The sequence below is a fragment of the Rugamonas aquatica genome (assembly GCF_009380215.1).
In the GTDB taxonomy this organism is placed as follows: domain Bacteria; phylum Pseudomonadota; class Gammaproteobacteria; order Burkholderiales; family Burkholderiaceae_D; genus Rugamonas; species Rugamonas aquatica_B.
This window is the reverse complement of the sequence record NZ_WHUG01000012.1, coordinates 82,272-95,515: the sequence shown is the minus strand read 5'-3', so window position 1 is coordinate 95,515 and position 13,244 is coordinate 82,272. Positions and strand designations below refer to the sequence as shown.

General features: G+C 63.3%; 15 protein-coding genes. 11 read left to right on the top strand and 4 right to left on the bottom strand.

Translation table 11 applies throughout. The annotated features are described in order from the left end of the window. The first annotated feature begins 108 nt into the window (after positions 1 to 108). From GEV02_RS24430 to GEV02_RS24415, 4 genes are read left to right on the top strand one after another with little or no spacing between them, the layout of a single operon-like run. The gene (locus tag GEV02_RS24430) at positions 109 to 2,400 is read left to right on the top strand and encodes a TonB-dependent receptor (RefSeq protein ID WP_152840547.1); all 2,292 of its coding nucleotides are present in this window, start codon (positions 109 to 111) and stop codon (positions 2,398 to 2,400) included. Next, a complete protein-coding gene (locus GEV02_RS24425) occupies positions 2,390 to 4,249 on the top strand; it encodes an alpha-amylase family glycosyl hydrolase (protein ID WP_152840546.1) in 1,860 nt (619 codons plus the stop codon). The genes GEV02_RS24430 and GEV02_RS24425 overlap by 11 nt, the downstream gene beginning before the upstream one ends. 34 nt (positions 4,250 to 4,283) lie before the next feature. After that, positions 4,284 to 5,240, top strand: a complete 957-nt coding sequence (locus GEV02_RS24420) for a PfkB family carbohydrate kinase (protein ID WP_152840545.1) — start codon at positions 4,284 to 4,286, stop codon at positions 5,238 to 5,240. Then, positions 5,237 to 6,571: an MFS transporter gene (locus GEV02_RS24415; RefSeq protein ID WP_152840544.1), complete on the top strand. Its 1,335-nt coding sequence runs from the start codon at positions 5,237 to 5,239 to the stop codon at positions 6,569 to 6,571. Before GEV02_RS24420 ends, GEV02_RS24415 begins: the two co-directional genes overlap by 4 nt. A gap of 1 nt (position 6,572) precedes the next feature. Here the strand turns inward: GEV02_RS24415 and bfr are convergent, their stop codons facing one another. Continuing rightward, positions 6,573 to 7,046: a bacterioferritin gene (gene bfr / locus GEV02_RS24410; protein ID WP_008452894.1), complete on the bottom strand. Its 474-nt coding sequence runs from the start codon at positions 7,044 to 7,046 to the stop codon at positions 6,573 to 6,575. A 162-nt stretch (positions 7,047 to 7,208) separates the two neighbouring features. Here bfr and GEV02_RS24405 point away from each other — a divergent pair, with 162 nt between their 5' ends. Both GEV02_RS24405 and GEV02_RS24400 read left to right on the top strand, forming a co-directional pair. Next, complete coding sequence (locus GEV02_RS24405) at positions 7,209 to 7,889, top strand: Fe2+-dependent dioxygenase (protein ID WP_152840543.1); 681 nt, start codon at positions 7,209 to 7,211, stop codon at positions 7,887 to 7,889. 69 nt (positions 7,890 to 7,958) lie between these two features. Then, the gene (locus tag GEV02_RS24400) at positions 7,959 to 8,495 is read left to right on the top strand and encodes a pyridoxamine 5'-phosphate oxidase family protein (protein WP_152840542.1); all 537 of its coding nucleotides are present in this window, start codon (positions 7,959 to 7,961) and stop codon (positions 8,493 to 8,495) included. Here the strand turns inward: GEV02_RS24400 and GEV02_RS24395 are convergent, their stop codons facing one another. After that, the gene (locus GEV02_RS24395) at positions 8,496 to 9,212 is read right to left on the bottom strand and encodes an energy transducer TonB (RefSeq protein ID WP_152840541.1); all 717 of its coding nucleotides are present in this window, start codon (positions 9,210 to 9,212) and stop codon (positions 8,496 to 8,498) included. Between the two features lie 10 nt (positions 9,213 to 9,222). After that, entirely contained in the window at positions 9,223 to 9,444 is a 222-nt protein-coding gene (locus GEV02_RS24390; protein WP_152840540.1) for a (2Fe-2S)-binding protein, read from the bottom strand. Between the two features lie 248 nt (positions 9,445 to 9,692). Here GEV02_RS24390 and GEV02_RS24385 point away from each other — a divergent pair, with 248 nt between their 5' ends. The 5 genes from GEV02_RS24385 (at position 9,693) to GEV02_RS24365 (ending at position 12,789) form a co-directional block, all read left to right on the top strand. Beyond that, the gene (locus tag GEV02_RS24385) at positions 9,693 to 9,971 is read left to right on the top strand and encodes a FeoA family protein (RefSeq protein WP_070272314.1); all 279 of its coding nucleotides are present in this window, start codon (positions 9,693 to 9,695) and stop codon (positions 9,969 to 9,971) included. A 3-nt stretch (positions 9,972 to 9,974) separates the two neighbouring features. Then, positions 9,975 to 11,876 carry a ferrous iron transporter B gene (gene feoB, locus GEV02_RS24380; RefSeq protein WP_152840539.1) on the top strand — a complete coding sequence of 634 codons (1,902 nt, stop codon included), beginning with the start codon at positions 9,975 to 9,977 and terminating at the stop codon, positions 11,874 to 11,876. 2 nt (positions 11,877 to 11,878) lie between these two features. Then, positions 11,879 to 12,154, top strand: coding sequence for a DUF6587 family protein (locus GEV02_RS24375; protein ID WP_152840538.1), 276 nt, complete (start codon positions 11,879 to 11,881; stop codon positions 12,152 to 12,154). An 85-nt stretch (positions 12,155 to 12,239) separates the two neighbouring features. Continuing rightward, on the top strand, positions 12,240 to 12,509 hold the full coding sequence (locus GEV02_RS24370) for a BrnT family toxin (protein ID WP_008452881.1): 270 nt from the start codon (positions 12,240 to 12,242) through the stop codon (positions 12,507 to 12,509). Continuing rightward, positions 12,493 to 12,789 carry a BrnA antitoxin family protein gene (locus tag GEV02_RS24365; RefSeq protein WP_152840537.1) on the top strand — a complete coding sequence of 99 codons (297 nt, stop codon included), beginning with the start codon at positions 12,493 to 12,495 and terminating at the stop codon, positions 12,787 to 12,789. Before GEV02_RS24370 ends, GEV02_RS24365 begins: the two co-directional genes overlap by 17 nt. A gap of 46 nt (positions 12,790 to 12,835) precedes the next feature. Here GEV02_RS24365 and GEV02_RS24360 read toward each other — a convergent pair whose 3' ends face one another. Then, complete coding sequence (locus tag GEV02_RS24360) at positions 12,836 to 13,243, bottom strand: GNAT family N-acetyltransferase (protein ID WP_152840536.1); 408 nt, start codon at positions 13,241 to 13,243, stop codon at positions 12,836 to 12,838. Between the last annotated feature and the right edge of the window lies 1 nt (position 13,244).

Below are 13,244 nucleotides of genomic sequence, written 5' to 3'. Positions count from 1 at the left end.
TATTTTTGCAGAGTTATGCAATCGATTGCATTAAATCGGAATCCGTTGAATAATGCCGTACCTGCTCAATAAAAGAGCAGGCCAAAACGACAATATCTGGAGACGACAATGGAACAACGCACATTCAAACTGGGTGGCATCGCTGCCGCTGTTGCAACGGCTGTCCTGCACATGGGCGGCGCCTCGGCGCAAGAAGCCGCACCCGCCGCCGATGGACTGAACATGGAGCGCGTGGTTGTCACCGGCAGCTCCGGCGGTTCCACCAAGATGAAATCGAGCGTGTCGATCAGTACCCTGGAAGGCGACACCATCAAGAACGGCGCGCCGCTGAGCGCCGCCGAGGTGCTGCGTTCGGTGCCGGGCGTGCGTTCGGAGTCGTCGGGCGGCGAGGGCAACGCCAACATCACGGTGCGCGGCGTGCCGATTTCCGCCGGCGGCGCGCGCTATGTGCAGATCCAGGAAGACGGCCTGCCGGTGCTGCAATCGGGCGACTTCAATTTCATCACGCCGGACAGCTACGTCAAGATCGACGGCACGCTGGATCATCTGGAAGTGGTGCGCGGCGGTTCGGCCTCCACGCTGGCGACCAACGCGCCGGGCGGCATCATCAACTTCATCACCAAGACCGGCGAGGAAAAGGGCGGCCATATCGGCATCAGCCACGGCCTGGGCTACGACGAGACGCGGCTGGACTTCGACTACGGCGCGCCGATCTCGGACAAGACGCGCTTCTTCATCGGCGGGAACTACCGCACCGGCGAGGGTGCGCGCAACACGGGCATGAGCACCGAGGACGGCGGCCAGATTCGCGGCAATATCACGCATGACCTGGACAACGGCTTTATCCGCCTGTCGTTCAAGCATGTGGACGACAAGTCGCCGACGGTGCTGCCGGTGCCGGTGCAGGTAGTGAACCAGCAGATCACCGAAATCCCCGGCATCGATCCGCGCAAGGTGACGTTCTACTCGCCGTACTGGGTGCGCGATGTCACGCTGGGCAAGAACAATACGCCGGTGTCGACCAACGTCAACGACGGCCTGAAAGTGAAGAGCGATACCGTCGGCCTGGAAGGTTCGTTCGACCTGGGCGACGGCTGGAACCTGAGCGACAAGTTCCGCATCTCCAGCAACAGCGGGCGCTTCACCGGCGTCTTCGCCGGGAACAACGGCACGGTCGGCAATTACGTGTTCGCGACGGGACCGAACAAGGGCAAGGCTTACAACGGCCGCGCCTTCTCCGCCGTGGTGTTCAACACGTCGATCGACGATGCGGGCAATACGCTCAACGACACCAAGCTGGCCAAGACCTTCAAGCTGGCCGACGGCTCCAGGCTGACCACCACCGCAGGCTTGTACCTGTCGACGCAGAAGCTGGCGCTGACCTGGAACTTCAACGAGTATCTGATGCAGGCCAGCGGCGACAAGCCGGCCTTGCTGCAAACGGCCAGCGCCACGCCTGGCCTGGTGGGCCCGGCCTTCGGCGGCTGCTGCTCGCGCGCGGTCGACATGGAATACAAACTGACATCGCCTTACCTGAACGTGGGCTATGAAACCGGCCCGCTGAACCTGGATGCCAGTGTGCGCCAGGATCGCCAGCGCGCCAGCGGCACGGCCAACATCGCCACCATGAGCGGCGGCGCCTTGCGCTACGATCCGGCCACGCAGCAGCTGGTGGACTACAAGATCAACCACAACTCGTATTCGATCGGCGGCAACTACCGCATCACCAGCAACCTGGCGGCGTTCGCACGCGTCAGCGATGGCGTGGCCTTCAATGCGGACCGTATTCTGTTCGGCACACCGCTCGATGGCAGCGCGCCGATCAACATCAACACCGTCAAGCAGATCGAGGGCGGCGTGAAGTGGCGCAGCGGCGGCATCAGCACCTTTGTGACGCTGTTCCAGGCCAAGACCGATGAGAGCAACTACGAAGCGACCACGCAGCGCAGCACCTCCAACAAGTACGACGCCAAGGGTGTGGAGCTGGAAGGCGCCTACGCGTTGAACGATTTCCGCGTCACTGGCGGCATGACCTACACGGACGCCAAGATCACCGGCACCGCGCCCGGCGACGTGGCGGTGATCGGCAACACGCCGCGCCGTCAGGCCAAGGTGGTGTACCAGATCGCGCCGACTTATACCTTCGGCCAGGCCACGGTCGGCGCCAGCTTGATCGGCACCGGCAAGTCGTGGGGCGACGATGCCCACACCATCGTGCTGCCGGCGTATCAGGTGGTGAACGCCTTCGTCAACTATCGCGTGACGGAGAAGGCCACCTTGTCGCTGAGCGTGAACAACCTGCTTAACAAAATCGGCTACACCGAAGTCGAAGGCGACGGCCATGCCGCGCGCTCGATCTCCGGCCGTGCCGCGAAAGTCAGCCTGTCTTATGCCTTCTAAAGTTTTTTCGGACCGTCTGCTGGCGGTCCTTTCCGATGATCTGCGGCCGCAGGCTGCGCAGCGGCTGGCGGCAGCGGAGCCGGTGCTGCGCCGGCTGCTGGCCGGCCTGTATGGCGAGCGCGCCGATTTCGATGCGTGGCTGGGCGATCTGATGGAATCGCTCGGCGCGCTGTACGCGGCGCGGCCGGCGGAGCTGCGGGCGCTCGATGCGAAGCGGGCGGCGCAGCCGGAGTGGTTCCTCAGCCAGCGCATGCTGGGCTACTGCGCCTACGTGCAGAACTTCGGCGGAGATTTGAATGGCGTGGCGGCGCGCATTCCGTATCTGCGGGAACTGGGCGTCAGCTATCTGCATCTGCTGCCGTTCCTGCGGCCGCGCGAGGGAGAGAACGATGGCGGCTTTGCCGTCTCCAGTTTCGATGAAGTCGATCCGGCGCTTGGCTCCAATGCGGATCTGGATGCGTTGACGGCGCAGTTGCGGACGGCGGGTATCAGCCTGTGTTCGGACTTCATCCTGAACCATGTGGCGGACGATCACGCGTGGGCGCTGGCAGCCAAGGCGGGCGATGCTGGGGCGCGGGCGATGTTCCATGTGTTCCCGGACCGCGCCATGCCGGATCGTTACGAGCGCACGCTGGGGCAGGTGTTCCCGCAGGTCGCACCTGGGAATTTCAGTTTTGTCGAAGCGCTGGATGGCTGGGCTTGGACGACGTTTTATCCGTACCAGTGGGATCTGAACTACGCGAATCCGGCGGTGTTCGCGGAGATGGCCGCCGCGCTGCTGCGCCTGGCCAATCGCGGCATCGAAGTGTTCCGGCTCGATTCGACGGCCTTCCTGTGGAAGCGCGAAGGCACGAACAGCATGAATCAACCGGAAGCGCACCAGTTGCTGCAAGCCTTGCGGGCGATTGTCGATATCGTCGCGCCGGGCGTGCTGCTGAAGGCCGAGGCCATCGTGCCGACGCGTGAGTTGCCTGCGTACTTGGGCAGCGCTGCCGCGCCGGAGTGCCACATCGCGTATCACAGCAGCCTGATGGCGGCTGGTTGGGTGGCGCTGGCGGAGCAGGATACCGGCATGCTGCGTGAGGTGATTCGCAATACGCCCGCGCTGCCTGCCGCCGCGACGTGGCTCAGCTACGTGCGCTGCCACGACGACATTGGCTGGAACGTGTTGCGGGCCGAGGCTTCTGCCGACGGCAGCGACAGCGCGGCGCGGCTGGCCCGCGTGGCTCGGTTCTTCAGCGGCGCGGAGGGCAGCTACGCTACCGGCGCCGCCTTTCAGAGCACCGATCCCAACGCGGCGCATGGCAGCAACGGCATGGCCGCGTCGCTGACCGGCTTGCAGTCTGCGGCCACCGAAGAGGAGCGCGCACTGGCGCTGCGCCGCATGCTGCTGCTGCACGGCCTCGCACTGAGCTTCGGCGCGCTGCCGGTGCTGTACATGGGCGACGAGCTGGCGATGGAAAACGATTACAGCTATCTGCATCGCCCGCAGCACGCGATGGACAGCCGCTGGCTGCAACGCCCGGTGTTCGATCAGCAGCGCTGGAAGCATCGCTACGATGTGTCCACGGTGCCCGGCGCGATGCATCAGGCGCTGGCAAAGCTGGTGCGTATCCGCAGCCGGCACGCAGCGCTGGCCGCCAACGCGCCGCGCGCGCTGCTGGCCGATGCGCCGGAAGGCATGCTGGCGCTGGCACGCGGCGCACGCTTCCTGACGCTGATGAACTTCTCCGGCCAGCCGCAACGCTTTACGCTGCAAGGCGAATGGCGCGAGTGCGTGGCGGAGCAGGCGACGAGTGGAACGCTGGTGCTGGAGCCGTACGCGATGTACTGGCTGGAACGCGAATAATATAGAATCGCCCGAGCAGGGCGTGGAGACGAGCATGACCCAACAAACTATCGCCGTATTCGGCGAAGCGCTGGTTGACGATTTCATCACCGAGCAAGTCGTCGGCGGTGCGCCGTTCAACGTCGCGCGCAATCTGGCGGCCTTCGGGATGGAGACGCTGATGGTCACGCGCATCGGCGCGGACAAGAACGGCGCGCTGGTGCGCAGTGAGTTCGGCCGCTTCGGCATGAGCGAGGCGGGCTTGCAGCTCGATCCTCAAGAGGCCACGGGCCGTGTGGTGGTCGAGCGCAATGCGGACGGCCACCGCTTCATCATCCTGCCCGACCAGGCTTACGACTACGTCGAGACCGCGCCTGCATTGGAGGCCCTGTCTCAGGCGGCCCCCGGCACGATCTACTTCGGCACCATGGCGCAGCGGCACGAGCAGTCGCGCGCGGCGCTGCGGGCGATGCTCGATGCCTCCAATGCGCAGCGCTATCTGGATCTGAATGTACGCGACGGCCAGGTGACGGAGCGCTGCGCCTTCGAATCCCTGCATCTGGCGGACATCGTCAAGGTCAACGAGGATGAGCTGAAGGATTTGTTCAGCTGGTACACCCACACCAAGCCGGGCACCAAGGCCATCGACGACGCCGAGATGGTGGACGCCTGCCAGGCCTTGATGCGTATCTTCTCGCTGCAAGGCTTGATCGTCACGCTGGGCGAGCGCGGCGCGCTGTACTTCGGCGCCGAGGGCGGCGTCATCGCCAACCAGGATTGCCATGCGCCGGTGCACATCGTCGATACGGTGGGTGCGGGCGATGCCTTCTCGGCCGTGTTCCTGTTCGGGCAGGCGAAGGGCTGGCCGGTCAGCCTCACGCTGGCGCGGGCCAATGCCTTCGCCGGCGCCATCTGCGGCATCTCCGGCGCGGTGCCGGCCGATATCGCGTTCTACCAGCCGTGGATCAATGCATGGCGCGGCGATGGCGTCATGCCCGGAGCCGTCGCATGAAGCCGCGGCTGTCGTTCTGGCAGATCGTGAACATGAACATCGGCTTCTTCGGCATCCAGTTCAGTTTCGGTCTTCAGCAGAGCAGCATGAGCCCGATCTACAAATACCTGGGCGCGGACGAAGCCAGCCTGCCTTACCTGTGGCTGGCCGGGCCGATGACCGGCCTGCTGGTGCAGCCGCTGATCGGCGCCATGAGCGACCGCACCGTTACGCGCTGGGGACGGCGCACGCCGTACTTCCTGATCGGCGCCATCCTGTGCAGCCTTGGCTTGCTGGCGATGCCCTTCAGCCCCACGCTGTGGATGGCGGCCAGCCTGCTGTGGATACTGGACGCGGCCAACAACGTGACGATGGAGCCGTACCGCGCCTTTGTCAGCGACAAGCTCGATCCGCAGCAGCATTCGCTCGGCTTCCTGACGCAGAGCGCCTTTACCGGCCTGGGACAAACGCTGGCTTACCTGACGCCGTCGCTGCTGGTCTGGCTGGGCATGAACAAGGATGCGGTCAATGGCAGCCATATCCCGCACATCGTCATCGTCGCCTTTTTGATCGGCGCGGTGTTCTCGATTTCCTCCGTGCTGTGGACCTTGAAGACCACGCCCGAATACCCGTTGAGCAGCGAGGAACTGGCGCAGATCCGCGCGCGGCCTGCCGGCTGGCGGCATACGCTGGGCGATGTCGCCAGCGCCGTGCGCGAGATGCCGGCCACGATGAAGCAGCTGGCCTGGGTCAAGCTGTTCCAGTGGTATGCGATGTTCTGCTATTGGCAGTACATCATGCTGTCGCTGTCGACCACCATCTACGGCACGACCGACCAGGCCTCGCAAGGCTTCCGCGACGCGGGGCTGCTGGCGGGGCAGGTGGGGGCGTTCTACAACTTCATCGCGTTTGTCGGCGCGCTGGCGCTGGTGCCGTTCACGCGGCGCTACGGGCCGAAGATCACGCACAGCATCTGCCTGGCGCTGGCCGGCATCGGCATGCTGTCGATACCGATGATCCACTCGCCTGCGCTGCTGTTCGTGCCGATGGTGGGCATAGGCCTGGCGTGGGCCAGCATCATGGGCAATCCGTATGTGATGCTGGCGGGCTGCATACCGCCGGAGCGCACCGGCGTCTACATGGGCATCTTCAATATGTTCATCGTGATACCGATGATTATCCAGATCTTCACGCTGCCGCTGTACTACCGCAGCCTGCTGGGCGGGAACCCGGAGAATGTGATCCGCCTGGCCGGGGCGCTGATGCTGTGCGGCGCAGTGGCCGTGCTGGCGGTGAAAATAAAAAAGCCGCAGGCGAAGCTGCGGCTTGGTGAACTGAACGAGGCGAGTTAGATCACTCGTCGTTCATCTGGCTTTGCAGGTAGTTCTGGATGCCGACCTTGCCGATCAGGTCCAGCTGCGTTTCGAGCCAGTCGATGTGTTCTTCGGTGTCTTCCAAAATCATCAGCAGCAGGTCGCGCGACACGTAGTCGGCGGCCTTCTCGGCGGCGGCGATGCCTTCCTTGACGGTGATCTGTGCGCCTTTTTCCAGCTTCAGATCGCAGCCGATCATTTCTTCGGTGTTCTCGCCGATCATGATCTTGTGCATGGCTTGCAGGTTAGGCAGGCCGTCCAGCATCAGGATGCGGTCGATCAGTTTGTCGGCGTGCTTCATTTCGCCGATCGATTCTTCGTATTCCTTTTTCGCGATCTTCTCGAAACCCCAGTGACGGTACATGCGCGAGTGCAGGAAGTACTGGTTGATTGCGGTGAGTTCGTTGGTCAGCTGAGCGTTCAGCAGGCGTATAACTTCTGGATCACCCTTCATGGGAATCTTTCTACAATGGTGGTGGAATACTGACATTTTGCCACGAACCACGCGGTTCCCACAGTGGCGCGTGCGAAAGTGTACCAATATCCCCGGACTGAGATTGTTGGAGCAAATGAAAACAATTAACATTCGCATACCGTCGATACGAAAGGACCGCTCATGATGCTGCACATCCCCGCTGTGCTGACCAAGCCGCAGGTGCAGGAGTTCCGGCGCCACCTGGCGCAGGCTGAATGGATCGACGGCCGCGCCACCGCCGGCCCGCAGGGCGCGCAGGTCAAGCGCAACCGCCAGCTGGCGGAGCTGTCGCCGCTGGCGCAGGAGCTGGGCGGCGTCATCACGCAGGCGCTGGCGAATCATCCGCTGTTCTTCGCGGCGGTGCTGCCGCTGCGCATACTGCCGCCTTACTTCAACAGCTACGCAAGCGGCGAGCAGTACGGCATGCATATCGACAGCGCCATCCGCACGCGGCCCGGCACGGCCAATGCGATGCGGGCCGACGTGTCGTCGACCCTGTTCCTCAGCGAACCGGAGGAGTACGACGGCGGCGAGCTGATCGTCAGCGATGCCTACGGCACGCACGAGGTCAAGCTGGCGGCGGGGGATGTGATCGTCTATCCGTCCAGCAGTGTGCATCGCGTGGCGCCGGTGACGCGCGGGGAGCGGGTCAGCTCGTTCCTGTGGAGCCAGAGCATGGTGCGCGACGATGCCAAGCGCGGCATGCTGTTCGCGCTCGATCAGAACATCCAGAAGCTGCGCGCCGCGCATGGCGACAATGAGATCACGGTGGAACTGGCCGGCCACTATCACAACCTGCTGAGGATGTGGGCGGAAGTGTGAGACAACCCACGGAGTGCTGATGTTGTCAGGGGTAGTATCGATCCACTACCTCTACCGGAGCACGCCGCCATGGATACGATCAATGCCAATCAGCCAGAGAACAACCACCAGGACTTGATCGGCGAAGACGCCGTCAAGAAGATTCGCGAATTCGTCGACAGCACACCCGGCTGCTTCTTTTGCACCAGCGATGTCGCGGGCGGCCCCGGCGATGCGCGGCCGATGACGGCGCTGCAGGTCGATGTGCAGGGCAACCTGTGGTTCATCAGCGCAAGCGACAGCCTGAAGAATATGGAGCTGGCGGCCGAGCCGTCGGCCACGCTGTACTTCCAGGGTTCGGCCCATGCGGAGTTCATGCACCTGGAAGGCATCGCCACGGTGCTGCGCGATCCGGTCAAGCTGAAGGAGTTGTGGAGCTTTACGATGAAGACGTGGTTCACCGGCGGCGAAGACGATCCGCGCATCACGCTGATCAAGTTCGCGCCGACCTACGGCTACTATTGGGATACCAAGCACGGCAAGGCGGTGGCCAGCGTCAAGATGCTGATCGGCGCCGTGATCGGCAAGACCCTCGATGACTCGATCGAGGGCCGGCTGGACGTGTGATCAGCCCAGCTGGAAGTTGATCGGCACCAGCGCGTACACGGGGACCGGCTTGCCGTCTTCCATGTTCGGCTTGTACAGGGCGCGCATCACGGCCTGGCGGCCGGCTTCGTCGAGGTTGCTGGAGCCGGACGACTTGTGGATCACCACTTGCTCGGCCTGGCCTTTTTCACCGATCAGCACGCGCAGGATCACGGTGCCGCTCTCGCCCATGCGGCGCGAGATGTTGGGGTAGACAGGCTGCGGCGCGCGCACGTATTCGACGCCCGACACGGTTTTCGGCTGGGCCGGTGCGGCCACATGCGGCGGCGCCGGTGGCGCGGCCGGGGCGGAGACGGTGGCCGGCTCGCTGGTGCGCGGCTGCGGCGGGGCGACGGTGATGGTCGGCTCGGTCTGCACCACGTTCACCAATGGGATCGGCGGAATGAAGGCCGGCGCCTGGCGCACGACCGGCACGGTCTTCGGCGGCGGCGGGGCCGGCTTGAGCGGCTCCGGCGAGGCCACGAAGGTGATGTTGACCACTTGCGGCAGGATGGCGTGCGTCACCTGACGCAGCATCCCCGACTGGAACATATAAAACCCGAACGCATGGACCATGACGATGGCGGCCAGCGGCGCGAACTTGCGGCCGCGTACTTGCCATTGCAATTTCAGCTGCGCGGCCAGGCCGCTGTCGTCTGCCGACGGCGTCGCCGTCTGGCCATAGGTCATGGTATTCATGAGAGTATTCTTAGTTGCTGAAGGCAGGGCGCTTCAGTACGGTTTCCTGGATCCCGGCGCGGGCGGTGGCGGCCAGGTGCTCGTTCAGGATTTCTTCTGCGCAGGAAAAGCATTGGCCGCAGCACGTCGCCACACCCAGATCGCGGCGCAGTTCTTCCATCGACGTCAATCCCAATTCCATGGCTTGACGGATTTCACGATCAGATATGTTGTTGCAGACACATACAATCATCGATACACCTTCTGGCTAGGCATTACTTAAAAGAATGAACTGACATGATTGCTCGTTAGCTACTTAATGCGAATCATTATCATTAATCGTATACTGCCTCAAGTTTGAGCGGGATGCAAGCGCAAATAGAAGTAATTCGCATTACCGTTTATAATGCTAGTATCTTATTTCCGGCGAGAACGCGATCTTGCAGTTCGCCGGCAAGCCGCAGCGGCGCAGGCCGGGCGGCGATTTGAACGGACTTAGCCATGACGCACGCTGTTCCCTTGATCACCCTCGATACCTTGCAGGTCGGCCAGAGCGCCACCGTGGCCCATGTGCGCCCCGGCGACTCGGCCGACGACGGCGCCACGCTGGTGCGCCGCCTGATGGAGCTGGGCTTTGTGCCCGGCGAAAAAATCCGCATGCTCAAACGCGGCATGCCGGGTGGCGAGCCGCTGGCGATCAAAGTCGGCAACTCCACGTTCGCCCTGCGCCGCTTCGAGGCGGCGCTGGTTTGGCTACAACCTTCGATCCAACCGGAATAAGCCATGGGTGCAGTCGATATCGCGGTGCCGCAGGCGCCGCTGCTTTCCCGGACGCCGATGGTGGCGTTGCTGGGCAATCCTAATTGCGGCAAGACCGCGCTGTTCAACCGCCTGACCGGCGCGCGCCAGAAGGTGGCGAACTACGCCGGCGTGACCATCGAACGCAAGGAGGGCTCGTTCAGCTCGCCTGCGGGCCATGGCTTCCGCGTGCTGGACTTGCCGGGCGCTTATAGTTTGTCGGCCCATACGCCGGACGAGGCCATCACGCGCGACGTGGTGGCCGGCCTGCGCGCGGGCGAGCAGTCGCCGGACGTGGTGGTGTGCGTGGTCAACGCCACCAATCTGCGCCTGAACCTGCGGCTGGTGCTGGAGATCAAGCGTCTCGGCCTGCCGATGATACTGGCGCTGAACATGGTCGACGTGGCCAAGAAGCGCGGCATCGAGATCGATGCTGATCGTCTGGCGCAGGAGCTGGGCATGCCGGTGGTGGAAACCGTGGCGGTGCAGGCCGGCGGCGAGAAGTCGCTGCTGCGCGCGCTGGACGCGATGTGGCCGCTGCACGAGAGCGCGCCGCAGCCGCTGGCGGCGATCGATGCGGTCAGCGTCGAGGAGACGCAGCGCGAAGTGCGCCGCATCCTGGCGCTGGTCAGCAGCGATGCCCGGGATACCGGCAACCTGACCGAGAAGATCGACAACGTGGTGCTGCATCCGGTGCTCGGCCCGGTGATCCTGGCGGTGCTGATGTTCCTGGTGTTCCAGGCGGTGTTCAGCTGGGCCAATGTGCCGATGGATATGATCAAGGCCGGCGTCGACGGCGTCGGCACCATGGTCAAGGGCGCGATGGCCGATGGCTTGCTGCGCAGCCTGCTGGTCGAAGGCATCCTGGGCGGGGCCGGCAGCGTGCTGGTGTTCCTGCCGCAGATTCTGATTTTGTTCTTCTTCATCCTGATCCTGGAGGACTGCGGCTATCTGCCGCGCGCGGCCTTCCTGCTGGACCGCCTGATGGGCGGCGTGGGCTTGTCGGGCCGCGCCTTCATTCCGCTGCTGTCGAGCTTTGCGTGCGCGATTCCGGGCGTGATGGCGGCGCGCACCATCCAGAATCCGCGCGACCGTCTGGTGACGATCATGATCGCGCCGCTGATGACGTGCTCGGCGCGCTTGCCGGTGTATGCGCTGATTATCGCGGCCTTCATCCCGGAGCGCGAAGTGTATGGCTTCATGAGCTTGCAGGGCCTGGTGCTGTTCGCGTTGTATTTCGCGGGCATCGCGTCGGCGATGGCGGTGGCTTACGTCATGAAGCGCACCATGGGGGCGAACAGCAAGCAGCCGCTGATGCTGGAGCTGCCGGCCTATCATTGGCCGCACATGCAGAACCTGGCGCTGGGCTTGTGGGAGCGCTGCAAGATCTTCCTGTCGCGCGTGGGTACCATCATCCTGACCTTGATGGTGCTGCTGTGGTTCCTGAGTTCCTTCCCGGGCGCGCCTGAGGGGGCGACGCATCCGCCTATCTATTACAGCCTGGCCGGTATCCTGGGGCGTGGCCTGGAGTATGTGTTCGCGCCGATCGGCTTCAACTGGCAGATCTGCATCGCGCTGGTGCCCGGCCTGGCCGCGCGCGAGGTGGCGGTGGGTGCGCTGGGTACGGTGTACGCGCTGTCGCAGAGCGGCGAGGAGCTGGCGCAGTCGCTGACGCCTATCATTGCCGGTTCGTGGACCTTGCCGACGGCCTTGTCGCTGCTGGCGTGGTATGTGTTTGCGCCGCAGTGCATGTCGACGCTGAGTGTGGTGCGTCGCGAGACCAACAGCATCCGCTATCCGCTGATGATGGCCGGTTATATGTTCGCGCTGGCGTACACGGCGTCGTTCCTGACGTATCGCATTTCCCTGTTCCTTATCGGAGGCTGAGCATGTGGCAGCAAGTGATCGTGGCGTTGATCGTGGTGGCGGCTTTGGTGCATTTCTGCACCAAGTATCTGCCGGCGGCTTTGCGCAAGCAGATCGTCTACCTGCTGTCGCGGCGCGGCTTCGACCAGAATAAACTGGCTAAACTGTTTAACACGAAATCGAGCTGCGGCGATGGCTGTTCCAGCTGCGGTTCCTGCGAGACCACGCCGGCCGCATCGTCCGACGCATCCAGCTCCGCGCCGCTCAAGCGCGTCATCATGCTGCGCGTGCAGCGCTGATTCCCACCCCTCTGCGCCGGCCACAGCCTGTTTAATCTTGTCCGCATAGCGATTGATTTCTCAATCTTTGCGGATAAGATGAAACATGGTGATCACCTTCGATCCCAAGAAAGACAAGCTCAACCAGCGCAAGCACGGCATATCGCTGTCTGCGGCGTCGGGGTTTGACTGGGACAACGCGCTGATCTGGATAGATCAGCGCTATCATTACTCAGAAGTCCGGGAGTGTGCGATTGGGTTGATCGGTCTTCGTTTGTTTCATGTGACCTTCGTTGATCGCGGTCGCGAGCGTCGAATCATCAGTTTGCGCAAGGCGAACGGAGGCGAGGAGATATTGTATGTTGGACAAAAGTAAGATCATATTTTCGACGCCGGAGGAGGATGCGGCAATTACCGCCGCCGCCTTGTCCGATCCTGATGCGTTGCCGATGACAGAAGAGCAGTTGGCGCAATTTCGTCCGTGGCGCCTGCGGCTGCTGCCGCCTGCGGATGCGCCTAAAGTGAAGGTCAGCATCGATTACGATGTGGATCTGATCGACGTCTTCAAACGCACTGGCGAGGGGTGGGAGTTAGGTATCAACGCTGTGTTGCGAGAATGGGCGATCCGTCGCGGCTATCTGCCTTATCCTGACTGAGCGATTCGACCTGCACCATCGGCCAGTGCAGCGCGTGCAGCGCTGATCAGGCCACGTAGCCCATGCCTATCGAGGCTGGCGCGGTCGGCGCAAAGCCGTATTGCGCATACAGTTCGTTGGCCCGGCCGTCGGCGATCAGGCTGACGTAGCCGCCGGGCGGCACCTCGCGGTCGAGGTAGGCCTTGATCTCCTTCATGATCGCCTTGCCCAGTCCCTGTCCCTGGTGCGCCTTCAGCACGCCGATATCCACCACCTGGTAAAAACAACCGCCGTCGCCGATCACGCGGCCCATGCCGACCGGCTCACCGTCGCACAGCACCTGCACGGCAAACAAGCTGGCGGGCAGGCCGCGCGCGGCCGCTTCGGTGGATTTGGGACTGAGGCCGGAGCCGACGCGCAGCGCCTGGTAGGTGGCGATGGAGGGCGTGGCGTGGACGATGGTATAGCGTGTCATG